At 74.1% G+C, this 24,737-nt stretch carries 17 protein-coding genes; 9 read left to right on the top strand and 8 right to left on the bottom strand.

The window, feature by feature from the left end:
- Positions 1–32 precede the first annotated feature (32 nt).
- From NP075_RS16065 to NP075_RS16050, 4 genes are all read right to left on the bottom strand, one after another.
- Entirely contained in the window at positions 33–1,136 is a 1,104-nt protein-coding gene (locus NP075_RS16065; RefSeq protein WP_227566637.1) for a hypothetical protein, read from the bottom strand.
- A 114-nt stretch (positions 1,137–1,250) separates the two neighbouring features.
- On the bottom strand, positions 1,251–2,579 hold the full coding sequence (locus NP075_RS16060) for an ABC transporter substrate-binding protein (RefSeq protein ID WP_227566638.1): 1,329 nt from the start codon (positions 2,577–2,579) through the stop codon (positions 1,251–1,253).
- A gap of 79 nt (positions 2,580–2,658) precedes the next feature.
- On the bottom strand, positions 2,659–3,612 hold the full coding sequence (locus NP075_RS16055; RefSeq protein WP_227566639.1) for a carbohydrate ABC transporter permease: 954 nt from the start codon (positions 3,610–3,612) through the stop codon (positions 2,659–2,661).
- Positions 3,605–4,549, bottom strand: coding sequence for a carbohydrate ABC transporter permease (locus NP075_RS16050; RefSeq protein WP_227566640.1), 945 nt, complete (start codon positions 4,547–4,549; stop codon positions 3,605–3,607). The genes NP075_RS16055 and NP075_RS16050 overlap by 8 nt, the downstream gene beginning before the upstream one ends.
- Positions 4,550–4,800: 251 nt before the next feature.
- Here NP075_RS16050 and NP075_RS16045 point away from each other — a divergent pair, with 251 nt between their 5' ends.
- Together NP075_RS16045 and NP075_RS16040 are read left to right on the top strand one after the other, a co-directional pair.
- The gene (locus NP075_RS16045; protein WP_227566641.1) at positions 4,801–6,783 is read left to right on the top strand and encodes a DUF6807 family protein; all 1,983 of its coding nucleotides are present in this window, start codon (positions 4,801–4,803) and stop codon (positions 6,781–6,783) included.
- Positions 6,774–7,964 carry a Gfo/Idh/MocA family protein gene (locus NP075_RS16040; RefSeq protein WP_255630800.1) on the top strand — a complete coding sequence of 397 codons (1,191 nt, stop codon included), beginning with the start codon at positions 6,774–6,776 and terminating at the stop codon, positions 7,962–7,964. Before NP075_RS16045 ends, NP075_RS16040 begins: the two co-directional genes overlap by 10 nt.
- Positions 7,965–8,225: 261 nt before the next feature.
- Here NP075_RS16040 and NP075_RS16035 read toward each other — a convergent pair whose 3' ends face one another.
- Positions 8,226–10,484, bottom strand: a complete 2,259-nt coding sequence (locus NP075_RS16035; RefSeq protein ID WP_227565992.1) for a rhamnogalacturonan lyase family protein — start codon at positions 10,482–10,484, stop codon at positions 8,226–8,228.
- 119 nt (positions 10,485–10,603) lie between these two features.
- Entirely contained in the window at positions 10,604–11,815 is a 1,212-nt protein-coding gene (locus NP075_RS16030) for an alpha-hydroxy acid oxidase (RefSeq protein ID WP_227565993.1), read from the bottom strand.
- A gap of 194 nt (positions 11,816–12,009) precedes the next feature.
- Here NP075_RS16030 and NP075_RS16025 point away from each other — a divergent pair, with 194 nt between their 5' ends.
- From NP075_RS16025 to NP075_RS16000, 6 genes are all read left to right on the top strand, one after another.
- Positions 12,010–12,549 (top strand): hypothetical protein, encoded by a 540-nt coding sequence (locus NP075_RS16025; protein WP_227565994.1) that lies wholly within the window; start codon positions 12,010–12,012, stop codon positions 12,547–12,549.
- A gap of 154 nt (positions 12,550–12,703) precedes the next feature.
- Positions 12,704–13,750: a LacI family DNA-binding transcriptional regulator gene (locus NP075_RS16020; RefSeq protein ID WP_227565995.1), complete on the top strand. Its 1,047-nt coding sequence runs from the start codon at positions 12,704–12,706 to the stop codon at positions 13,748–13,750.
- A 274-nt stretch (positions 13,751–14,024) separates the two neighbouring features.
- On the top strand, positions 14,025–15,020 hold the full coding sequence (locus NP075_RS16015; RefSeq protein WP_227565997.1) for an ABC transporter substrate-binding protein: 996 nt from the start codon (positions 14,025–14,027) through the stop codon (positions 15,018–15,020).
- A 69-nt stretch (positions 15,021–15,089) separates the two neighbouring features.
- The gene (locus NP075_RS16010; RefSeq protein WP_227583778.1) at positions 15,090–16,658 is read left to right on the top strand and encodes a sugar ABC transporter ATP-binding protein; all 1,569 of its coding nucleotides are present in this window, start codon (positions 15,090–15,092) and stop codon (positions 16,656–16,658) included.
- Positions 16,655–17,776 (top strand): ABC transporter permease, encoded by a 1,122-nt coding sequence (locus tag NP075_RS16005; protein ID WP_227566001.1) that lies wholly within the window; start codon positions 16,655–16,657, stop codon positions 17,774–17,776. The genes NP075_RS16010 and NP075_RS16005 overlap by 4 nt, the downstream gene beginning before the upstream one ends.
- The gene (locus NP075_RS16000) at positions 17,773–18,822 is read left to right on the top strand and encodes an ABC transporter permease subunit (RefSeq protein ID WP_227566004.1); all 1,050 of its coding nucleotides are present in this window, start codon (positions 17,773–17,775) and stop codon (positions 18,820–18,822) included. Before NP075_RS16005 ends, NP075_RS16000 begins: the two co-directional genes overlap by 4 nt.
- Before the next feature lie 125 nt (positions 18,823–18,947).
- Here the strand turns inward: NP075_RS16000 and NP075_RS15995 are convergent, their stop codons facing one another.
- Complete coding sequence (locus tag NP075_RS15995) at positions 18,948–21,134, bottom strand: YhgE/Pip domain-containing protein (RefSeq protein ID WP_227566006.1); 2,187 nt, start codon at positions 21,132–21,134, stop codon at positions 18,948–18,950.
- Between the two features lie 20 nt (positions 21,135–21,154).
- Positions 21,155–23,908, bottom strand: a complete 2,754-nt coding sequence (locus NP075_RS15990) for an MMPL family transporter (RefSeq protein ID WP_227566007.1) — start codon at positions 23,906–23,908, stop codon at positions 21,155–21,157.
- A 149-nt stretch (positions 23,909–24,057) separates the two neighbouring features.
- On the opposite strand from NP075_RS15990, the gene NP075_RS15985 reads away from it, so the two are divergent.
- Positions 24,058–24,732, top strand: a complete 675-nt coding sequence (locus NP075_RS15985; protein ID WP_227566008.1) for a TetR/AcrR family transcriptional regulator — start codon at positions 24,058–24,060, stop codon at positions 24,730–24,732.
- The last annotated feature ends 5 nt before the right edge of the window (positions 24,733–24,737 follow it).

The raw sequence follows: 24,737 nt of genomic DNA, 5'->3' as shown, positions 1-24,737 counted from the left end.
CCGGCCGCGGGTGGGCCGCCCCGGCGGCCCGGTCACGGCGCGGCGGCGGTCCACCAGGTCGAGGCGTCCGGCGTGAAGGTCGCGCCCAGGGCCGTGCCCGCGCCGGCCAGGAGCGCACCCGTCGGCGTGTGCACCAGCCGGACGCGCGACCCCTCGCGCCACGCACCGCCGCCGTCGACGACGACGCGCCACCCGTCGGCGGCCCCGGTGCCGGGCTCCGTGTCCGGTGCCGACGGGCCGGGCGCGAGCGTCGGGGAGCCGGCGTCCAGCACGAGCGCGTCCGGGGCCGCGGGACGTGTCCCGTCGGCGACGAGCCGCACGACCGACCCGTCGCGCAGGGGTCCGTCGGGCACCTCGACCGTCGGCCGCCACGTCGTCGCACCGCTCGCGCGCAGCGCGGGGCGGCCGTCCTCGACGACCAGCAGGCGTCCCGTGGCCACGTGGGCGAGCCGGAGCGGGGCGCCGGGCCGCACGCGGGCGGAGGGCCGCCGTGACGCGCTCGGCAGCGCCGGCGCGGCGCGCGGGACGTGGGTGTGGGGGAAGAACCCGCGCCACAGCCGGCCGTTGCTCGCGCGCCAGCCGTCCGGCGCCTCGACGAGCGTGACCTCGCGGTGCGGGGTGTTCGGGTCCAGGAGCGTGAGCGTCACGGCGCCGCTCGCGGAGCGGGCGAACCCGGTCGCGACGACCTGGTGGTTGTCCCCGGCACGCAGCACGTTCCGCGCGACGACCATGCCGAGGGGCACGGGGCGGCCTTCGGCCAGGGCGCGCAGGACGCCCGGCAGCGCGCGCCGCGTCCGGGTGCGCACCCCGGCGAGCGGCCCCCGGTCGTCGTCGGGCAGGACGCACCACGTGAGGAACCGCAGCGCCGAGACCGACCGGAACGAGTCGAGCTGCCGGGCGCGCAGGTGGTCGGCCACGAGGTGGCCCTCCGGCGGCACGTGCCCGGGCGCGAAGAGCGCCGCGGGCCACGACGGCACGTCGCGTCCCGCCGCCCGGTGGTCCAGCACGGAGAACGTCATGCCGCCGCAGCGACCGGCGGTGCGCACGGCCGCGCCGTTCGGCAGCCGGACGAGCACGTCGACGAACCTGTTGGCGAACGCGTACCCGCCGCGCTCCGGGTCGATCCTGGCTGTCACGTCGCCTCCCGCCCTCACCCTGCCACCCCGGGAGGGACGGCGGCAGCACGACGCCCCCGGCGGGTGGCCGGGGGCGTCGGTGCCGTCCCGCGTGGCGGTGGAGCGGCCGCGCGGTCAGGAGATCGCGGCCGTGACCTCCTGGACGAACTGCTCGGCGGCCTGCTGGGGCGTGAGGCGGCCGAAGAGCACCTCGGCGTTGAGCCGCTTGGTGATCTCGGTGACCTGGCCGGCGCCGGCCGGCGGCACGACGGGCCCGTCGACGATCTCGTCCTCCAGGCTCGACAGGAACTCGGCCGCCTGCTTGTCGGTGGCGGCGAACTCGTCCGTCACCGCGGCGCGCACGTCCGTGTTGGCGGGCAGGCCGCGGTCGGACAGCAGGATCGCGCCGGCCTCGGGGTCGTTGAGCAGGAAGTCGACGAGCTTCGCGGCCGCCTCGGGGTGCGCGGACTTCGACGACACCGAGTAGTACATCGCCGGCTTGAAGTACATGCCCGTCCGGTCGAACTGCGACTCGCCCGGGACGCGCAGTAGCTGCAGGTCGCGGCCCGACGCGTTGCTCAGCGCCGTGAGCTGGTTGGACCAGAACCAGGCCATCGCACCGGCGTTGGTGCCGACGAGCGACTGCTCCGGCCCGCCCGCGTCGACCTCGACGGTCTTCGCCGGGTCGGGCTGGCCGCCCGACGCCTGCAGGTCCAGCGAGTGCTGCCACCACTGCTCCAGCAGCTCGGGCTCGAAGCCCAGCTCGCCCTTCTCGTCGTACAGCGACTGGCCGTTCTGCCGCGCGAGGATCGAGAAGCCCGGCTCGTTGAACCCGTAGTCCTGCGCGCCGTACACCGCGCCGCCGGACTTCGCCGAGATCTCGGTGGCGACCTCGACGTAGTCCTCCCAGGTCCACGTCGTGTCGTCGGGCATCTCGACGCCCGCGTCGGCGAACGCCTGCGGGTCCGCGACCACCGAGTACACGTTGACGCCCGTGGCGATCCCGTACACGGCGTCGTCGATCGTGCCGGACTGCAGGATCGTGTCGTCGATCTTCGAGGTGTCGATGTCGAGCTGCGAGAGGTCCGCGAGGACGCCCTTCGACGCGTAGTCCGCGAGGTAGCGCTCCTCCTGCGTGATGACGTCGGGTGCGTCACCGCCGGCGACGGACACCGAGAGCTTGTCGAAGTAGCTGCCCCAGTCGGTGTAGTCGGGGACCACCGTGATGTTCGGGTTCTTCTCCTCGAAGAGGTCGATGACCTCCTGCGTGAGGGTGTGGCGCGTGTCGGAGCCCCACCACGACCACCGGATCGTCACGGGCTCGTCGGGGTCGGCGGAGCTGTCGCCCGCGGCGGCGTCCGTGCCGCCGCCCTGGGCGCACGCGGTGAGGGCGAGCGCGGTGGCCAGCAGGCCGGCGGCGAGGGCGGCCGGACGCCGACCGCGTCGGGTGCGAAGGGTGCGCATGTCTCTCCTTGGGGTGAGCAGGACGGCGGTGTCCGTCACGACGGTCCGGGCCGGCGAGGCGCCGCCCGGGGTGGAGGTGCTACTTGATGCCCGTCGTGGCGATGCCCTTGACGAGGTACTTCTGGCCGAACAGGAAGACGAGGAAGATCGGCAGGATCGACACGATCGACATGGCGAACATCGGTCCCCACGAGCTCTGGCCCGTGGCGTCGAGGAACGTCCGCAGCGCGATGGGTGCGGTGTACATGTCGGGGTTGGTGAGGAAGATCAGCTGGCTGAAGAAGTCGTTCCACGTCCAGATGAACGTGAAGATCGCGGTGGTCGCCAGTGCCGGCATCGCGAGCGGCATCATGATCCGCAGGTAGATGCGTCCGTGGCCGCAGCCGTCGAGGCGCGCGGCCTCGTCGAGCTCGCGGGGGATGCCGCGGAAGAACTGCACCATGAGGAACACGAAGAACGCGTCGGTGGCCAGCAGCTTGGGGACGATCAGCGGCAGGAACGTGTTGATCCAGCCGAGCTGGGAGAACAGCACGTACTGCGGCACGATCACGACGTGGATCGGCAGCATGATCGACATCAGCATGATCGCGAACCACACGCGGCGGCCCCGGAACTCCAGCCGGGCGAACGCGTAGGCGGCCATCGAGCACGCGATCAGGTTGCCCACCAGCGACCCGAGCACGACGATCGCGGAGTTCATCATGTAGTGCCCGAACGGGTGCAGCAGGGCGTTCCAGCCGGCCGTGTAGTTGGTCAGGTCGATCTCGCCGGGGATGATCGACACGTCCCGGAAGATCGTCTCGCTGGGCTTGATCGAGCTGACCAGCAGCCAGATCAGCGGGTAGATCATCATCACCGCGAGGGCGACGAGGCCGACGTGCTTGCCGGTGGAGCGCAGGCGGCGGGGCCACGGGGAGCGCGCCGCGCGCACGGGGCTCTCGGCGGCCAGCTCGGCGGTGCGGGCGGCGAGGCCGGCGTCGCGACGGGGTGCGGGCTCGGGGTGCGGATCGGTGCGCACGCGGACCTCAGTCATCGTAGAAGACCCAGAACTTGGAGGCGAAGAAGTTGATGGCGGTCAGGATCGCCACGATGATCACGAGCAGCCACGCCATCGCGGACGCGTAGCCCATCTCCAGCGACGTGAAGCCCTTCTGGTAGAGGTAGAGCGTGTAGAACATCGTCGAGTCCGCCGGGCCGCCGGTCCCTCCCGAGACGACGAACGCCTGCGTGAACGACTGGAACGCGCCGATCACCTGCAGCACGAGGTTGAAGAACACGATCGGCGTGAGGAGCGGCAGCGTGATGTGGAAGAACTGCCGCACCCGGCTCGCGCCGTCGATGGCCGCGGCCTCGTAGTACATCTCGGGGATCTGCCGGAGCCCTGCGAGGAAGATGATCATCGGGGCGCCGAACGTCCACACGTGCAGGATCACGAGCGTCCACAGCGCGGTGTCCGGGTCGGACACCCAGCCGCGGCCCTGCACGCCGAAGAACCCGAGGAACACGTTCACCAGGCCGTCGACGCCGAAGATCTGGCGCCACAGGATCGCGATGGCCACCGACCCGCCGAGCAGCGACGGCAGGTAGAACACCGAGCGGTAGAACGACAGGCCCCGCATGCCCCGGTCGAGCAGCATCGCCAGGCCCAGGGCCACGACGAGCTGCAGCGGCACGCCGGTCAGCACGTAGGTGAACGTCACGCGCAGCGCGTTGTGCAGGCGCGCGTCGTCGAGCATGCGGACGAAGTTCTCCAGGCCGACCCAGGTGGGGTCCGTCAGGAGGCTGTAGTCGGTGAAGGCGAGGTAGGCCGAGGCGACCATCGGGCCGACCGTGATGAGCAGGAGGCCGGCGAACCAGGGGGCGAGGAAGACGGCCGCGGCCCGGCCGTCGCCCCGGCGCAGCGGTGCCTGCCCACCGGCCCTCCTGGGTCCGGAGCGCGCCGTGCGGCGCAGCTCGGAGACCACGGACATCGTCGATCACCTCTTCGTGCTCGGCGGGCTCCGTCGCGTCGTCGCGGCGGAGGCAGCGGGGCGCCGTGCTCCGGCCGCGGCGCAGACCACCACGAACGAGTTGGAAACCGGTTCCCGGCCGGGACGCTACCACGCGTGGAGTCCCGTGGGAACCGGTTTCTCGTGGTGTATCGTCCCGTCGCAGCGTGCCGGTCCCGGCGCCACGACGACGTGGCCGGGCGACGGCCCGCCCGACCCGCAGGAGGCCGCAGTTGACCGCTCCACGGCCGCAGACCCGCCGACCCCGGGGCACCGCGACGATCGCCGAGGTCGCCGATGCCGCCGGCGTCTCGCGCGCGACGGTCTCGCGCGTCATGAACGGGCACGACACCGTCGACGCCGACCTCGTCGCCCGCGTGCGCGAGGTCGCCGACCGGCTGCACTACCGCCCCAGCAACGTCGCCCGCAGCCTGTCGCTCGGGCGCACCGAGACCGTGGCCGTCGTCGTCCCCGACCTGGCGAACCCGATGTTCCAGCAGGTGCTGCGCGGCGTCGCCGCGGCAGCCGCGGACGCCGGGTACCGCGTGCTCGTCGCGGACACCGCCGAGCACGCCGGTGACGAGGAGCGCGTGGTCGTCGACGCCCGCATGCGCTGCGACGCGCTCGTCCTGGTCTCGCCGCGCATGCCCGAGCGCGCGCTGCGGGCCCTGCTGCCCGAGGTGCGGCCCGTGGTCGTCGTCAACCGCGACCCCGACGGCACGACGCCGACGCTCGAGATCGACTACGCCGACGGCATCGGGCAGATCGTCGAGCACCTGCTCGTGCTCGGCCACCGGCACCTGCTGTACCTCGCCGGGCCCGTCGAGAGCGCGTCGCACCGGCGTCGGCTCGAGGCGCTGCGCGCCGCCGCCGCCGCCCGCGGGGACGTCCGGCTGTCCGAGATGCCGGCCGGGGCGACGGTCGAGGCCGGCTACGCCGTCGCCGAGGACGTGCTGGCCGCCCGGCCCACGGCCGTCGTCGCGTACAACGACCTCGTCGCGTTCGGCCTGCTGGCGCGGCTCAACGAGATCGGCGTCGCCGTGCCGGGCGACCTGTCGATCGTCGGCTTCGACGACGTCGAGCTGGCGCGTTTCGCCACACCGTCGCTCACCACCGCCGCCGTCCCGCAGGCCGAGCTGGGGCGCATGGCCTGGCAGCACCTGCAGCCCCTCCTGAGCGGGCAGGACCCCCTGGCCGACCCGGTCCCGATCCGCCCGCGCCTGGCGGTGCGGGCCAGCACCGGGCCGGTGCCGCCGTCCGTGCGTCTGGCGCGCGCCGAGCGGGGCGGTGCGCAGCCCGCCGGCCCGGCGCCGCTCACCGGCCTCGCCTGGCGGCTCGACGACGCCGACGGCGACACGGCCGCCGTCGCCACGGCCGACCTCGTCGGCACCTCCACCGGGCACGGCGCGCTGCCGCTCGCGCGGTACGTCACCGGGGCGGACGTACCGCCCGTCCACGCGCCGCGCCCGTACCTGCACCCCGTGCACACCGCCGGCGGCACGTCCCTGACGGACGTCAGCCCGGTCGACCACCGTCACCACTACGGCATGTCGTTCGCCGTGCCGGTCGTCAACGGCACGTCGTACTGGGGCGGTCGCACGTTCCTGCGCGACGAGGGCCCGACGCTGCTGCCCAACCACGGCCGTCAGGTGCCCACCGCGCGCCGGGCCGCGGGGCCCTCGCTCGTCGAGGACCTGGTCTGGCTGGACGAGGACGGTGCGCCGCTGCTGCGCGAGGAGCGCACGCTCGACGCCGCGCCGTGGCCCGACGCCCTCGCCTGGACGCTGCGCTGGCGCAGCCTGCTGCACGCGGACCACGGCCCGCTGCGCATCGAGAGCCCTGCGACGAACGGCCGTCCGCAGGCGGGCTACGGCGGCCTGTTCTGGCGGCTGTCGCCGGCGGACACGACGTCGGTCCTGGGCGACGGCCTCGCCGGCGAGGCGGCCGTGCACGGCTCGCACTCGCCGTGGCTCGCGTTCGTCCAGCGGCGCGAGCTGTCGACGACCACGCTGCTGCTCGTCCAGCCCCCGGCGCACGTGCGGCCCTGGTTCGTCCGCGTCTCCGAGTACCCCGGCGCCGGGCCGGCGCTGGCCTGGGACAGCGTCTGCGACGTGCCCGCGGGCGGCACGCTCGAGGCCGGCCTCGCCGCGGTGCTCGTCGACCGGGCGCTGCCCGCCGAGGAGGCCGCCGAGCTCGCCGCCCGGGCATGGGCGTGAGCACGCCCCGTCCCGCGCGGGTCGCGGTCGTCGGCGTGCACGGGCACGGGCGCTCGCACCTGCGGACCGTGCGGGACCTGGCCGCCCGCGGCCGCGCGACGCTCGCCGCGGTCGTCGACCCCCGGCCCGTCGAGGGCACCGACCTCGTCGCGGGCGACGCCCCGCTCGTCCCCGCCGGCACCCCCTGGTACCCGGACCTCGCGGCGCTGCTCGCCGACCGCCCGCCGGACGTCGTCGTCCTGGTCACGCCCATCCACACGCACCTCGGGCTCGCGCGCGACGCGATGCTCGCCGGCTGCGACGTGCTGCTGGAGAAGCCGACCGCCGCGTCGCTCGCGGAGCACGACGCGCTGGTCGCTGCCGCGGCCGCGACCGGGCGCCGCTGCCAGGTCGGGTTCCAGACGTTCGGGTCCGACGCCCTCGACGAGCTCGCGCGCGTCGTCGCGTCCGGGGAGCTGGGCGAGGTGCGGGTGGTCGGCGCCGTCGGGACGTGGGTGCGGACGTCGGCGTACTACGCGCGCTCGCGGTGGGCCGGCCGCCGCGTGCTCGACGGGGTGCCCGTCGTCGACGGCGTCGTGACCAACCCGCTCGCGCACGCCGTGGCGTCGGCGCTGCGGGTCGCGGGCGCGACGCGCGCGTCCGACGTCGTCGACGTCGAGGCCGACCTGTGGCACGCGCACCCCATCGAGGCCGACGACACGTCGTCCGTCGTCGTGACGCTCGCCGACGGGCGCCGCGTCGCGGCCGGGCTGACGCTGTGCGCCCCCGAGCGCGCCGCCGCGACCGTCGTCGTGCGGGGCAGCGCCGGCAGCGCCACGCTGCGGTACGAGCACGACGAGCTCGACGTCGCGTCACCGCGCGGGACGCGGACCGTGCGGGCGCCACGCACCGACCTGCTGGACGACCTGCTCGCCGCGCGCCTCGACCCCACGCGCCCGCTGCGGTGCGACGTCGCGGCCACCGGGCCGTTCATGGCCGTCCTCGACGCCGTCCGCGCGGCACGGGACCCGCGCCCGATCGCCCCGGAGCACGTCGCGTGGCAGGGCACGGGGCCGGACGCGCACCCGGTCGTGCACGACGTCGCCGCCTGGTGCGCCCGCGTCGCCGAGCACTGCGCCACCTTCACCACCCTCGGCGCCCCCTGGACCCACCCCACCCCCACCCCCACCCTCCGGGCGTGAGAGTGCAATCCAGTCCGTGGGGGTGACGGGATTGCACTCTCGCCGGGAGGTTGGGGTGTCCCGGCCCCACCCTCCGGGCGTGAGAGTGCAATCCAGCCGGGGTGGGGTGACTGGATTGCGCTCTCGCGGGGGGGGGGGGGGGGGGGGGGGGGGGGGGGGGGGGGGGCGCGTGGGCGTGAGAGTGCCATCCAGTCGGGTGGGGTGACTGGATTGCACTCTCGCGCCCGGGGGTGGGGGTTGGGGGTGGGGTGGGGGGTCGGGTCAGCGGACGTAGATCCTCGGCTGGGTGGGGGGCGTGAACGGGTCCCCGAGGAAGAACGACGGGTGCGGGGGCTGGTTGTAGGCGGTGTTCTGCCAGGCCAGCGCCACGCGGTACATCGAGTCGTGGAGCAGGGTCGGCACCCGCAGGGACGTCAGCTCGGGTGTCGCGTAGATGCGCAGCGCGCTCTCGTCGGACCGCGCCCAGACGACCTCCTCGCGCCAGTCGCCGAGGATGTCGCCGGACAGCACGGGTGTGGCCTTCGTGCCGTTGTTGGAGCGCACTCCGGACCCGGTCAGCAAGCGGGTCTCACCGCCGGGGCCGTACTTGTCGACGCGGGTCTGGTCGAGCAGCTCGCGCACCGGGTCGCCGTCCCACCAGGCCAGGAAGTTCGCGGACGACGGCTTGCGGCCCACGGACGCGCCGGTGGCGGCGTCGCGCAGGTCCGCCTCGGCCGATGACCACGCCTCCGCGCCCGGGCTGCCCGCCCACACGTCGCCCGCCACGCCGCGCCCGTTGTCCGCGCCGCTGCCGCTGCGCCACAGGGTCTGGCCCGTCCGCGCGTCGGCCACCCACATGTTCGGCTGGGCCTTGTCCTCCGTGACCTTGAAGTACTCGAGCCCGGGCCGGGACGGCACCAGGTCCCCGACGTGCCCGGCGTCGCCGTGGCCCGTGCCGTTGACCCACAGCCCGCGCCCGTCGTCGTCGATGGTCGACGCGCCGTACACGATCTCGTCGCGCCCGTCGCCGTCGACGTCCGCGATCGACAGCGAGTGGTTGCCCTGGCCGGCGTACGCCGCGTTGCCCGGCGTCGAGCTGGTCGAGTCGAACGTCCACCGGCGCGTCAGGCGCCCGTCGCGGTAGTCCCACGCCGCGACGACGGTCCGCGTGTAGTAGCCGCGCGCCATGATGATCGACGGCCGCTGCCCGTCCACGTAGGCGGTGCCCGCCAGGAAGCGGTCCACCCGGTTGCCGTAGGAGTCCCCCCAGCTCGACACCGTGCCGCGCGGCGGGACGTAGTCCGTCGTCGCGCCGATCGCCCCGGTGTCGCCGCGGAAGACCGTGAAGTACTCCGGCCCGGACAGCACGTAGCCCTCGCCGTTGCGGTGGTCGGCCGACGCGTTGCCGATGACCTGCCCGGTGCCCGAGCGCGTGCCGTCGGCGGTCTTCACCGCGACCTCCGCGCGCCCGTCGCCGTCGTAGTCGTAGACCTGGAACTGCGTGTAGTGCGCGCCGGCGCGGATGTTGCGGCCCAGGTCGATGCGCCACAGCCGCTCGCCCTGGAGCGTCACGCCGTCGAGGAAGACGTTGCCGGTGACGCCGGCCTGGCTGTTGTCCTTGGCGTTGGACGGGTCCCACTTCAGGACGACGTCGAGGTCGCCGTCACCGTCGAGGTCGCCCACGGAGCCGTCGTTGATGACGTGGTCCGACGACGGCCGGGACACCGGCACGTCGAGGTAGCCCTCGTCGAACGTCAGCGACGGCGCCGACGCGGCCCGCTCGACGCCGCCGGCGACGGCCCGCACGGTGTACCGCGCGCCCGGGGACACCGCGGTGTCGAGGTGGTTGGTCGAGCCGGTGACCGGGGACGACGTGATGCGCGTGCCGTCGCGGTACACGTGGAAGCCCGTCGTGCGGTCCTCCCAGCCCAGCAGGCGCCACTGCACGAGGTTGCCGGTGCCCGAGCGCACGGACACGACGCCGCGGTCGAGGTTCTCGAGCTGTCGGGCGCCGGTGGTCGGGGTGGTGGGGTCGGGGTCGCCGGTGGGCTGGGGGGTGGGCTGCGGGCTCGTGGTCGGCGTGGGCGACTGGGTGGGGCCGGCCGTCCGCGTGGGCGTCGGCGTGGCCGTGGGGCCGACGGTGCCGGTGCAGGCCGTGCCGTTGAGGCTGAACGCCGCCGGCGCGGGGTTCGACCCCGACCAGGCGCCCGTGAACCCGAACCCGGCGCTGCCACCGGACGGCAGGGTGCCGTTGTAGGAGGCGTTGCGCGCCGTGACGGTCGTGCCGGACTGCGTGGCGGTGGCGTTCCACGCCTGGGTCACGGTCTGGCCGGCCGGGTAGTCCCAGGTCAGTGCCCAGCCGTCGACGGCGTCCCCGAGGTTGTCGATGCGGACGTCGGCGTTGAAGCCGCCGCCCCACTGGTTGGTCACCGCGTACGTGACGCGGCAGCCGACCGCGGCGTGCGCCGCCGGGGTGAGCGCGAGGCCCGTGGCGGCGGTCGCGAGCGCGGCGACGGCGGCGCCGGTCCGGAGTGCTCTCATGTCGTCCCCTTCGACGCGCGACGGGCGAGCGCCCGGCGGGTGCGAGGACCGTAGGCCGGAGAACGATTTCCACGTCCAGTCGCGAAACCTTTCATGGCCGCCACGACCGTCGAGGCCGGTCAGGGCAGGCGCACGTGCCGCTCGCTCAGCCCGCCCACGTCGGCGACGCCCAGCAGCGCCATCGTCCGGCGCACCTCGCGCTCGAGGATCTCGACCGAGCGGTCCACGCCGCGCTCGCCGCCCGCCATCAGGCCGTACAGGTACGCGCGCCCCACCAGCGTGGCGCGGGCACCGAGGGCCAGCGCCGCGACGACGTCCGACCCGTGCGTGATGCCCGTGTCCATCCAGACCTCGGTGCGGTCGCCCACCGCGTCGAGCACGTCGGGCAGCAGGCGCAGCGGGACGGGAGCCTTGTCGAGCTGTCGGCCACCGTGGTTGGACAGCACGACCGCGTCGGCGCCCGCGTCGGTCACCCGGCGCGCGTCCTCGACGGTCTGGACGCCCTTGATGATGAGCGGGCCGTCCCACGACGCCCGCAGCCACTCGAGGTCGGCGATCGTCATGGTCGGGTCGAACAGCTTGTCGAGCAGGTCGGCGACGGTGCCGCTCCACGAGCTCAGCGACGCGAAGGTCAGCGGCTCGGTCGTCAGCAGGTCGACCCACCAGCCGGGGTGCGTCGCGGCGTCGAGCACGGTCGACGGCGTCAGCGCCGGCGGGATCGAGAACCCGTTGCGCACGTCACGCAGGCGCGCGCCGGCCACGGGCACGTCGACCGTCAGCATGAGCGCCTCGTACCCCGCCGCCCGGGCGCGCGCCATGAGGTCCTCGCCGGCGGACCGGTCCTTCCACACGTACAGCTGGAACCACCGGCGCGCGTCGGGCGCCACCGCGGCGACGTCCTCGATCGAGGTCGTCCCCATGGTCGACAGCGCGTACGGGATGTCGCGGCGCTGGGCGACGCGTGCGACGGCGCGCTCGCCCTCGTGGTGCATCAGGCGCGTGAACCCGGTGGGCGCGAACGCGAAGGGGAGTGCGGACGGGCGCCCCAGGTAGGAGGTGGTCGTGTCGACGTGCGACACGTCGTGCAGGACCGACGGACGCAGCTCGAGGTCGCGGAACAGCCGCCGGGCGCGGCGCAGCGTGAGCTCCCCCTCGGCGGCGCCGTCGGTGTAGTCGAACACGGCGCGCGGCGTGCGGGCCCGGGCGACCCGGCGCAGGTCGGCGATCGTCTGGGCGTCGGCCAGACGCCGCTCCACGGGGTCGAGGCGCAGCGGCCGCGGACGCAGCAGCGGCGCGAGCTCGGACCACTTCGGCAGCCGGCGGTGGGTCACCTGCACCTCCTCGAGGTGGACGCGGGGCAGGACTCGACGGTAGTCGGCCCGGCCCGCGCACGTGCGAGGCTGGCGGGGTGAGCACGCAGCATCCGCCCGACCCGGGCGCGCCCCACCCCGAGACCGACGGTCGCCCGGAGGTTGACCCCGAGCCGGGCGCGGCGCCTCGTGCGCCCCGCCGCGGGATGCCGCCGGTGCGTGAGCTGCTGCTCGTGGTGCTCGCCGTCGGCGTGCTGAGCCTGCCGCTCGTCACGGTGCTGCCCGCCGTCGCCGCGGGAGCGGCGCACCTGCGGTACCCGAGCGGGGCGGCGGGAGGGCCGCGGGCCCTGTGGCGGGACTTCGTCGCGGCGCTGCGTGGCGTGTGGCCGTACGCGCTCGGCTCGCTCGCGCTGCTCGTCCTGCTCTGGTTCGACGTCGCCGCGGGCGACGGCGGCCTCGCGGGCGGCGCGGGCACGCAGGTCTTCGCGTGGCTCGTCGTCGCCGTGCTCGTCGTCGGGCTGCTGCGGGCCGCGGGGGACTGGCGACCGGGCGCGTCGTGGCGCGAGGTCGTGCGGGCGGGCGGCCGTCGCGCGGGCGACGACCTCGCGGGGTCGGCGCTGGTGCTGCTGGCCGTCGGCCTGTGTGCCGTGGCCGTGCGGGCGGTCCCGCCGCTCGGCGTGCTGGTGCCCGGCGTGCTGGCCCTCGTGGTCGTCGCAGTGGAGCGTCGCGCGGTGGGCGCTGGGAGTCCCCGGTGAGGAGCACGCATCGGCGCTACTGTGCGGTGAGCGGCTCGCGGTGGAGCCCCCTGCCGGTCGACCACCTGGAGGTGAGCGTGCCCGCCGAGCCCGACGCGCCCACACCGACTCCGCCGTACCGTCCCGCGGCCCGCGGCCCGCGCCGGGACGCCCGGTGACGGCCCGGCCCCGGCCACCGGCGATCACGGACGTCGCGAGCGTCGCCGGTGTGTCGTACCAGACCGTCTCGCGGGTGATCAACGACCACCCGAACGTCGCGACGGACACCCGCGAGCGCGTCCTGGACGCGATGCAGCAGCTCGGTTACCGCCGCAACAGCGCGGCGCGCACCCTCAAGACCCGCCGCAGCGGCGTGTTCGGCGTCGTCGCGTCGGGCTCCCACCTGTTCGGCCCGACGCGCACCCTGGTGTCGATCGAGCAGGCGGCCCGCGCGAAGGGCCTGTTCGTGTCCCTGGCCACCGTGGACCTGCAGCACAAGGACGAGGTCGCCTCCGCGATCGAGCACCTCCTCGACCAGGGCGTGGACGGGATCGTCGTCGTCGCGTCGCACGACGAGGCCGCCGCGGCGGTGCTCGAGTCGAAGGCGCAGGTCCCGGTCGTCGTGGCCGGGCGCGCGGGCGGGGAGCACGCGCTCGCGGTGGCGATCGACCAGGAGGCCGGGGCGAAGGTGGCGACGCGTCACCTGCTCGACCTCGGGCACCGCGACGTGCTGCACCTGGCCGGGCCGGCGCCGTGGGTCGACGCCCGCGCACGGGCCGTCGGGTTCCGCGAGACCATGGCGGCGGCGGGGCTCGCGCCGCGCACGCTGTGGGCGGACGACTGGAGCGCCGAGGTCGGGTACCTCGCCGGCCAGGAGCTCGTGGCCCGCGTGCGGCGGCGTCGCTCGACCCTGCCGACCGCGATCTTCGCGGCGAACGACCTGCTCGCGCTGGGCATGATGCACGCCCTGGCCGACGCGCGGCTGCGGGTGCCGGACGACGTGTCGGTCGTCGGGTACGACGACGGTGACGGCTCGGCGCACTTCGTCCCGCCGCTGACGACGGTCGCACAGGAGCTCGAGGAGCTGGGGTACCGCTGCGTCGAGCTGTTGCTGGCGGCGCGTGACGGCGCGTCGACGTCGTCGTCGGTGGCGGTGTCGCCGCGGCTGCTGGTGCGGGAGAGCACGGCCCCGCCGCGGGACCCGGCGCGCGTCCTGCTCTGACACCGGTCGCGGGACCGTTGCGCGCGCGCCGCGCGTGCGGGAGCCTGGGCTCGCGCACGGTCGTGTCCTCGCAGGTCACGGCCCGGTGTGGATGTGATCGCTCACATGTCGCGTGGCGGGAACCGCGTTTCGGCCCGCGACCTGCGGCGACGCTCGTGATCGAACCGCAACCTCAACTCGTTGACGTGCTCGTTGAGAACGTTCACACTCATCCCGTCACGCATCCCTGGACGGCTGACGACGACGTCGGCCGCGCTGCTCGAGGAGGAGTTGCATGAAGGGCATCAACCGCGCGCGGACCGGCATCGCCGGTGCCGTCGCGACGTTCACGGTCCTGGCCCTGGCGGCCTGCGGCGGCGGTTCCGACACGTCGGGCGACGGCGGTGACGGCGAGAGCGGCGGCGGCGGCAGCGACGCCATCCGCGTCGGCTTCTCGCAGCTCGGCGCCGAGTCCGGCTGGCGCACCGCCAACACCGAGTCCGTCAAGGAGAGCCTGTCGGAGGAGAACGGCTTCGACCTCACCTTCGTCGACGCGCAGCAGAAGCAGGAGAACCAGATCAAGGCGCTGCGCGACTTCATCGCGCAGGACGTCGACGTCATCGCGTTCTCCCCGGTCATCGAGACCGGCTGGGACGAGGTCCTCCAGGAGATCAAGGACTCCGGCATCCCGGTCGTGCTCGTCGACCGCACGGTCGACACGACGGTCGAGGACCCGTACGTCACGTGGATCGGCGCCGACTTCACGCAGGAGGGCACGACCGCGGGGGAGTGGGTCGCGGAGAACGCGCCCGACGCCAAGATCTTCGAGCTCCAGGGCACGCTCGGCTCCGGTGCGCAGGTCGACCGCGAGGAGGGCTTCGGCGAGGTCGTCGGCGAGCAGATCATCGGCAAGGCGTCCGGCAACTTCACGCGTGCCGAGGGCAAGACGGCCGTCGAGGCCGCGCTGCAGGCGTACCCCGACATGACGATGATCTTCACGCACAACGACGACATGGGTCTCGGCGCCATCGAGGCCATCGAGGCGGCCGGCAAGGTGCCGGGCAAGGACATCCAGATCGTGTCCGTCGACGGTGTACGCGACGGGCTGCAGGCGCTCGTCGACAAGAAGTTCAACTACGTCGTCGAGTGCAACCCGGTGTTCGGTGACCAGCTCGCCGAGCTCATCAAGAAGGTCTACGACGGCGAGGACGTGCCGAAGGAGACCATCGTCATCGACGAGGCGTTCGACCAGACCATCACCCAGGAGACGGTCGACGCCCGCGCGTACTGACACGTGACCGGCGCCCCGGGCGGCAGGTGAGCACCTGCCGCCCGGGGCCCGTCCGCAGGAAGGACACCGATGTCCGCAGCACAGCCCGAGGCGGCCGCCGGTCCGGCCGCCGAGCGCACCCCCGTCGTGCAGATGACGGGGATCTCGATCGCGTTCCCCGGCGTCAAGGCCCTCGACGACGTGCCGTTCCGCCTGTTCCCGGGCGAGGTGCACGCGCTCATGGGCGAGAACGGCGCCGGCAAGTCCACCCTCATCAAGGCGCTGACCGGGGTGTACGCGATCGACTCCGGCCGCATCGAGGTCGACGGGCAGGACCTGCGCTTCGACGGCCCGAGCCAGGCGCAGGCCGCCGGCATCTCGACCGTCTACCAGGAGGTCAACCTCTGCGCGAACCTCACGGTGGCCGAGAACGTCATGCTCGGCCACGAGGTGCGCCGCGGGCCCTTCATCGACTGGCGGGCCACGCGCCGCCGGGCGGCGGAGTTCCTCGCCCGCCTCAACCTCGACGTCGACCCCCGCTCGATGCTGTCCTCGCACACCATCGCGGTCCAGCAGCTGTGCGCGATCGCGCGCGCGCTGGTCGTCGACGCCAAGGTCCTCATCCTCGACGAGCCCACGTCGAGCCTCGACAACGCCGAGGTCGCCGAGCTCTTCCGCGTCGTGCGGCGCCTGAAGGACGAGGGCGTCGCGATCCTGTTCGTCTCGCACTTCCTCGACCAGATCTACGAGATCTCCGACCGCGTGACCGTGCTGCGCAACGGGCGATTCGTCGGTGAGCACCTCGTCGCCGACCTGCCGCGGCGCGACCTCATCGCGGCGATGATCGGCCGCTCCCGCGAGGCGCTGGCGGGCATCGAGGAGAAGGCGCGCTCGACCATCACGATCCACTCCGAGCGCGAGACGCCGTTCCTCACGGCCGTCGGCCTGGGCAGGAACGGCTCGGTGCAGCCGTTCGACGTCAACCTGTACGCCGGGGAGATCCTCGGCGTCGCCGGCCTTCTCGGGTCCGGCCGCACCGAGATGGCGCGGCTCCTGGCCGGCGCCGACCGGCCCGACGCCGGCGAGGTGCGCGTCCAGAGCACGCTGACCCGGCTGACGTCGCCGCTGACCGCGCTCGCCCGCGGCATCGCGTACTCCACCGAGGACCGCAAGAAGGAGGGCATCGTCGGCGACCTGACGGTCCGCGAGAACATCGCCCTCGCGCTGCAGGCCCGCCGCGGCACCTGGCGGCCGCTGCCCCGGCGTCAGCTCGACGACGTCGTCGCGAAGTACATCACCGCGCTGCAGATCACGCCGCCCAACCCGAACGCGCTGATCCGCAACCTGTCCGGCGGCAACCAGCAGAAGGTCCTGCTCGCCCGCTGGCTCGCCACCGCGCCGCGCCTGCTCATCCTCGACGAGCCGACGCGTGGCATCGACGTCGGGGCGAAGGCCGAGATCCAGAAGCTCGTCACCGAGCTCGCGCAGGACGGCATGTCGGTCGTGTTCATCTCCTCCGAGCTCGAGGAGGTCCTGCGCCTGAGTCAGCGGCTCGTCGTCATGCGCGACCGCCAGAAGGTCGACGACCTCGTCAACACCGACGACGTCACGACTGCCACGATCCTCGAGACCATCGCCGAGAGCGGAGCGCACGCATGACCCCGACCCTGCCGTCGACGACGCCGGCGGCGTCGGGGACGTCCCGTGGCGCCGCCGTCTGGCGCGAGGTCTCCCACCACGGGCTGTTCTGGCCCGTGGTCGCGCTGATCGCGCTCCTGCTGGCGTGCGGCGTGATGAGCCCCGGCTTCCTCGACGTCACCGTGCGCGACGGGCACCTGTTCGGCCAGATCGTCGACCTGCTGCGCAACAGCGCGACGCCGCTGCTGCTGGCGCTCGGCATGTGCCTCGTCATCGCCACGGGCGGGATCGACCTGTCGGTGGGCGCCGTCATGGCGATCGGCCTGGCCGTGTCGCTGACGTACCTCGACACCGCCGCCGACCCGTCGAACGTCGGCACCGTGCTGACCGCCGTGCTGCTCGGGCTCGCCGTCGGGGCGCTCGGCGGTGCGTTCAACGGGGCGATGGTCGCCGGGCTCGGCATCCAGCCCTTCATCGCGACGATGATCCTCATGGTCGCGGGCCGCGGCATCGCGATGCTCATCACGCAGGGCCAGATCACCACGGTCACGAGCCCGCCCTTCAAGACCATCGGCTCCGGCTTCGTCCTCGGCGTCCCGACACCCGTGGTCATCGCCGTCGGGGCGTTCGTCGTCGTGGCGGTCGTGGTGCGGCGCACCGCGCTCGGGATGTTCCTCGAGTCCATCGGCATCAACCGTGAGGCGAGCCGCCTCGCGGGCGTGCAGGCCCGACGCACCACGTGGACCGTCTACGTCATCGCCGGCGTCCTCGCCGCGCTCGCGGGCCTCGTCTACGGCGCGCCGACCATGGCGGCCGACGCCAACAACATCGGGCTGATGAAGGAGCTCGACGCGATCATGGTCGTCGTGCTCGGGGGCACCAAGCTCGACGGCGGCCGGTTCTACCTGGGCGGTCTGCTGGTCGGGGCCATGCTGCTGAGCACGCTCGAGCGGGCCGTCATCATCTTCCAGCTGCCGTCGCAGACCACGCCCCTGTTCAAGGCGATCGTGCTCATCGCGGTGTGCGTCGCGGCGTCCCCGACGCTGCGGGCCATGCTGCGTGGCCGACGACGCGCCGACCGCAGCGACGCCCCGGCCGCCCCGGTGGAGACGACGACCGCCGCGGAGGTCACGGCATGAGCACGCAGGAGATGGTCCGGACCGACAAGGACGTGGACACCGTGGCCCGCCGGGCGCGCCGGGCGCTGCGCGGCATCGACCGGCGCTTCCTGCCCGTGCTGGGCACGCTGATCACGCTGGCGCTGATGCTCGGCATCGGCCAGCAGCGGTACTCCACCGAGCGCGTCGACTTCGTCAGCATGAAGCTGCTGTCGAACCTGCTGGTCGACAACTCCTACCTGCTGGTGCTCGCCGTCGGCATGACGTTCGTCATCCTCACCGGCGGCATCGACCTGTCCGTCGGGGCGGTCGTCGCGCTCGTCGGGCTGTCGATCGCCGAGATGTTCACCGCAGGGCTGCCGCTGGCGGTGGTGCTCGTGGTCGGTGTGCTCATCGGCACGTCGTGCGGGCTGCTCATCGGCGTGATGGTCCAGGTGTTCGACATCCAACCGTTCATCGCGTCGCTCGCGGTGATGTTCCTCGCGCGCGGCCTCGCCAACGTCATCAGCGTCAACTCGCTGAAGATCGACGACGAGGGCTTCTCCGCGCTGGCCGCCTGGAGCCTGAAGTTCGGTGAGGGTCGCCAGCTGTGGCGCATCAACGCCAGCATGCTCGTCGCGCTGGCGGTGCTGCTGATCGCGTTCCTGATCCTGCACTACACGCGGTTCGGCCGGTCGGTGTACGGGCTGGGCGCGGGCGACGGGGGAGCGGCGGTCAACCTCATGGGCCTGCGGCCCGCGCGCACGCGCGTGTGGGTGTACGTCATCTCCGGGACGTGCGCCGGCATCGCGGGGGTCCTGTTCGCGCTCTACACGAAGTCCGGCTTCAACCTCACGGGCATCGGCATGGAGCTCGACGCGATCGCGGCCGTCGTCATCGGGGGCACGCTGCTGTCCGGAGGGGTCGGGTTCGTCCTCGGCACCGGTGCCGGGGTGCTCGTGTACGGGCTGATCCAGGTGCTCATCGCGCGCGAGGGCCTCGACTCCTGGTGGACGCGCGTGTTCATCGGCGTCGTCCTGCTCGCGTTCGTCATCCTGCAGCGGGTCCTGGCGGTCCGCCGCCGCTGACGCCCCTCCCAGCCGGACTGGATCGCCCCCTCGCGCGTGAGAGAGCGATCCGGTCCGGTGGCGGAGCTGGATCGTCCTCGGGGCGTGAGAGAGCGATCCGGTCCGGGGCACCTCCCGCGGCGGCCTCAGGCGTAGGCGGCGACCGTGCGGGCGCCGACGGCCTGACGGGCGCGGGTGGCGGCGCCCGCCGAGGCGAGGACGCTCGCGACGCCCCACAGGAGCAGGGCGACGACCGCGCCGAGGAGCGACGCCGGCGACTCCCCGACCACGGCGCCCAGGCCGTCGGCGACCGGGCCCAGCGGGAGCCAGCCGACCGAGCTGCCCACCCAGGCGGGGACCGTCACCGCGAGCCCCGCGACGAGGAAGGCGAAGCCCGCCACGACCGCGACGACCCGGCCGGCCGTGCCGAACCAGGCGGCGACCGCCTGGTGGAACGCGGCGAGCGCCACGGCGGCGAGCGCACCGACGGCGACGAGCCCGAGCGTGCGCCCGAGGCCCTGGTCGGTGATGCCCCCGGCCACGGCTCCCACGGCCGCACCCGCGACCGCCGACACCGCCGCAGGCAGCGCCAGTGCCCCGGCGACCAGGCCGAGCGCCGAGCGCGTCGACCCGGCCACGCGCGCGGGCAGCGGCCGGAACACGAGGAACAGCACGAGGGCGCCGATCCACAGCGCCACGGCGACGAGGGTCGAGACGAGCCCCAGCGGCGCCGACACGGCCGACGACGGCGCGGCGACGGGCGCGGTGACGACCTGCGCGAGGTTCGCGCGCTCGTCCTCCGGCGTCGTGGGGAGCTGGTCGACGGCCTGACCCAGGCCGGTGCCCAGCTCCGCGGTCCCCTGGGCGAGCTGACCGGCGCCCTCGTTCGTCTGCCGCACGCCGTCGGCCAGCTGCGCGCTGCCGTCCGCGAGCTGCGACGCGCCGCCACCGAGCTGCGCGACGCCCGCCGCGAGCTGCGACGACCCGCCCGCGAGCTGCGACGCGCCGTCCGCGAGGGTGGACGCGCCGTCCGCGAGGCCGGACGTGCCCGCCGCGAGCTGGTCGATGCCGTCGGCGAGCTGACCGGCGCCGCCGGCCAGGGTCCGGGCGCCCGTGTCGAGCGCCGCGGCGCCACCGGCGAGCTGCTGGAGGCCGACGACGAGGCCGGGGTTCTCGACGGTGCCGTCGCCGTTCACGGCGACGCCGATCCCGCCGGCGAGCCGGTCCGCACCGTTCACGAGGGACTCGGCGCTGGCGGGGTCGAGCTGCTCCTGCAGGGCCGCCACCTGGCCGAGCGCGATCCCGCAGGTCGGGCTGTCGGTGGGAGCCGTGCAGCCGTTGACCGTCGCCAGGAGCTGCGCCGTCGAGAGCATCTCGGTGACGAGCTGACGGGTGCCCGTGGCCAGCCCGGTCGCACCGGCGTCCAGGGCAGGCAGGCCGGTCGTCGGGTCGGCGATCTGCGCCGCCGTCTGCCCCAGCCCACCGGCGAGCTGCGACGTCCCCGTCGTCAGCCCCGTGGCGCCGTTCGCGAGCTCGCGGGCGCCCGTCGCGGACGCCCCCGCACCGTCGGCGAGCTGCTGCGCACCGTCCGCGAGACCCCGGGCACCGGTGGCGAGCTGCGACGTGCCCGTCGCCAGCTCGTACGACCCGTCCTGCAGCTGCGTGGTGCCGTCGGCGAGCGTCGCCGCACCGGTCGCGAGCCCGTCGGCACCCGTGGCGAGCTGCCCGGTGCCGTCCGCGAGCTGGCCGACCCCGTCGGCCAGGGCGGTCGCGCCGTCGGCGGCCTCGCCGAGCTGCTCGCTGAGGGTGGTGAAGCCGACGAGCACGTTCTCGATGTACGTCGTGGTGAGCTGTTCGCCCAGCACCCGGGTGGCGGCCGTGGTGACGGTGGACGCGACGGCCTGGTCGACGGTCGTGGCACCCGGGGGCGACGTGATCTCGACGGTCGCCTGCTCGGCGGTGCCCTCCCCGGAGGCGAACGACGTCGCCGCTGCCGAGAAGTTCTCGGGGATCGTCACGACGGCGGCGTACGTGCCGTCCTGCAGGCCGGCGGTCGCGTCGGCCTCGTCGGTGACGACCCACTCGTAGTTCGCGGCGACCTCGGAGCCCTCGACGAGCGCACCGGCGAGCTGCCGGCCGAGCGGCGTGTACTGGCCCTCGAGCGTCACCGGCTCGTCCTCGTTGACCACCGCCGCCTGCACCCGTGCCAGCCCGTCGGCCGGCGCCCACGAGGCGGCCAGGAGCACCACCACCAGCGCGATCGGTGCCGCGAGGGCGACGACGACGGCGGGCCACCGCCGTGCGGAGGGGCGGGTCACCGGGGTGCGGGACATCGGGGTTCCTTCCTGCGCGCTCACGCGAGGACGCCGGTCTGCGGCGCGAGGGTGGTCACGGGGGTGCCGTCCGGCAGGAGGTCGTCGGCGGGGGCGGCACCGACGACGCCCAGCAGGAGCGTCGTGCCGGCCGCGGCGGCGCGGGCGAGCGTCGCGGTGAGGTGCGCTCGCTCGTGGGGGTCGGTGACGAGGTCCGTCCGGTCGACGGCGAGGACGGCGGGCCGCTCGGCGACGGCCGCGTCGAGCGCGTCCACCGCCTCCGTGCGCAGGTCCACGTACCCGACGCGGCGTCGCACGGCGGCCGCGCGCACCGGCAGCAGCAGCCCGTCGACCTTGAGGTCGCCGCCCGCGGGCGCGAGGCGTCCCGCGACGGTCAGCAGCAGGGCCGCGACGCGTGCGGGCTCGTCGGCGTGGACGACGAGCGCGTCGCCCCGTCGCACGGCGAGGTGCAGGACGTCGCTGCGGTCGGCGGCGGCCAGACGCAGGTCGCGGGCCGCGACGACGACGTCCGGGTCGCCCGGCCACGCGTCCAGCCCGATCTCGCGGTGCAGGGCCTCGCCCTCGACGTCGAACGACGGCAGGACACGGTCGAGCGCGCGGGGCATCCACCAGGCCTTGTCGCCCAGCAGCTGCATGACCGCCGGGACGAGGGTCATGCGGACGACGAACGCGTCGACCGCGACGCCGACGGCCAGGCCCAGCGCGATGGGCTTGATGTTGATGTCACCCTCGGGCACGAACGCGAAGAAGACGGCGACCATGATGACGGCCGCGGCCGTCACGACCTTGGCCGAGCCGACGAACCCGGACGCGATCGCGGCCCGCGCCTTGCCGGAGTGCACGTAGTCCTCACGGATGCGGGACACGAGGAACACCTCGTAGTCCATCGCGAGCCCGAACAGCACACCCATGAGCACGATCGGCATGAACGAGATGACCGGTCCCAGGCGTGACACGTGCAGCAGGTCCGCCCCGACGCCGTGCTCGAACACGCTGGTCACGACGCCGAACGCGGCGGCGACGGACAGCAGGTACCCGAGGGTCGCCTTGAGGGGCACGGCGATCGAGCGGAACACCATCGTCAGCAGCACGAGCGACAGGCCGACCACGAAGACGCCGAACGGCAGGAGCGCCGCACCGAGCTTGGCGGAGACGTCGATGCCGACGGCCGTGAAGCCCGTGACGGACAGGTCGAACCCGTGCTCCTCGAGGATCTGCGGGCGCAGGTCGCGGATCGCGCGCACCAGGTCGGCCGTCTCGGGGTCGGTGGGTCCGGTCGTCGGGACGACCTGGATGATGCCGGTGTCGATCGACGCGTTGGGCGTCGCGAGCGGCACGTCCTCGACACCGGGCAGCGCGCGCAGCTCGTCGGCGACGTCCTCCATGAGGCCCAGCGGGTCCTCGCTGGTCACGATGCTGCCGGTGACGACGAGCGGGCCGTTGGCGCCCGGGCCGAAGTGGTCGGTGATGCGGTCGTACGTCACGCGGGCCGCGGAGCCCGTGGGCTGGACGCCGGCGTCGGGCAGGGCGAGGCGAAGGTCGAGGGCGGGCAGCGCGAGCGCGACGAGCGCACCGACGGTGGCGACGACGGTGAGCCAGGGGCGCGCCGTCGCGAGCCGGACCCAGCCGGCGAAGAACCGGTTGTGGTGCGGCGGCAGGTCCCAGTCGTCGCCCGCGGGAGGGGTGGCGGCGGGGGCGGCTGCGGGTGCGGCGTCCGCGGCGGCGCGGCGTGCGCGGCGCGACGGACGGGGGCGCAGACGCTCCCCGGCGACGCCGAGCATCGCCGGGACGAGGGTGACGGACACGACGACCGCGACGCCGACGGCCACGGCACCCGCGACGCCCATGGTCGTGAGGAACGGGATGCCGGCGACGCCCAGCCCGACGAGGGCGATCATCACGGTCAGGCCCGCGAAGATGACGGCCGACCCGGCGGTGGCGTTGGCGCGCGCGGCCGCCTCCTGCGGCGGCTGCCCGGCGGCGAGGAGCTCGCGGTGCCGCGAGACGATGAACAGCGCGTAGTCGATGCCGACGGCCAGGCCGAGCATCAGCGAGAGCAGGGGCGTCGTGGAGTTGACGGACGTGAACGCGGCCGCGACCAGCACGAGCAGCGTGGACAGGCCGACGCCGAGCAGCGCGTTGATCAGCGGCATGCCCGCCGCGGCGAACGACCCGAGCGTCGCGAGCAGGACGATGAACGCGACGAGCACGCCGAGGGCCTCGGTGATCGTCAGGCCGGGGAACTCCTGGGAGTAGAGCTGGCCGCCGATCGTCGCCTCGTAGTCGTCGGGCAGGGCCGCGTCGAGGTCGTCGGCGATCCCGCGCAGCGCGTCCTTGACGTCGGCGCCGATCGCGACCCCCTCGCCCTCCAGCGAGATGGTCACCAGGGCGGCCTCGCCGTCGTCGCTCACCGCGGACGCCCCGGGCATGTCGGTGTCGAACGGCGACTGCGCGGACGTGACGGCCTCGACCCGCGTGAACGCGTCGACGGCGTCCTCGACGGCCGTCGCGACCGCCGGGTCGTCGACCTGTGCGCCGTCGACGCCGACGACGAGCACCTGCGCGGTCGTGCCCGCGGCCTCGGGGAACGTCGCGGTGAGGCGGTCGAGCGCTGCCTGGGACTCGGTGCCGGGGATCGACACGGAGTTGTCGAGCTTGCCCCCGAGCAGCAGCGCACCGCCGCCGACGAGCACCAGGAGGGCGAGCCAGGCGCCGATGACGGCGCGCCGGCGCGCGTACGCGGCCCGGCCGAGGCGGTAGAGCGCAGAGGACACGGCTGCTCCTGGTTCGTGGGGAGGGGGGACGGCGGCGTCCGGCGGCCGCGTCCTGCAGCGACTCGATACAGGACTGTATGCGATACATGGCTGTATCGGTACCGCTAGGCTCCTGCCCGAGCACACGGGCGACGGTGGGGGAGAGCGCGATGATCGACGCGGGCAGCACGGGCGCCCAGGACGCCGACGCCGCGGTGTCCCGACGCCGGCAGCACACGCGCGAGCGGCTCCTCGACGCCGCCTTCGACCTGTTCGCCGACGAGGGTGTCGACGCCACCTCCATCGAGGCCGTCTGCGAGCGCGCCGGCTTCACCCGCGGCGCGTTCTACTCCAACTTCGACAGCAAGTACGCGCTCCTCGTGGTCCTCGCCGCCCGCGAGCACGGTCGCCGCCTGCGCGAGCTGCGCAGCGCGCTGGCGATCGCGCAGGACGAGTGCGCGCACAGCAGCGCCCTGGACCTCGAGGCGATGAGCCGGTTCCTCGAGATCCTGCTCGAGCGCATCTCCGACGACCGCCGCTGGCGGGTCATCAACGCCGAGCTCACGCTCATCGCGATGCGGCAGCCCGACATCGCGCGGCACCACCGCGACCTGGACCGGCAGATGACGGACGAGGTCGCCGACGAGATCGAGGCGCTCATGCCGCGCATCGGCCGCCGGCTCGTCCTGCCCGCGCGCCAGGTGCTGCGCGTGCTCGCCGCCGGGTACATGGCCGGGCTGAGCGCGGCCGACCTGTCGGGGGACCCCCAGCCCGCCGCGCGCGCCCGCGAGGACGCGGCGGCGTGGCTCCCGACGGTCGCGGACCGGCTCACCGAGCCCGTCTGACCGGG

The sequence above is a fragment of the Cellulomonas wangsupingiae genome (assembly GCF_024508275.1).
GTDB classification, from domain to species: Bacteria; Actinomycetota; Actinomycetes; order Actinomycetales; family Cellulomonadaceae; genus Cellulomonas; species Cellulomonas wangsupingiae.
The sequence above is the reverse complement of the archived record's forward strand: the minus strand, read 5'-3'. Positions and strand labels throughout refer to the sequence as shown.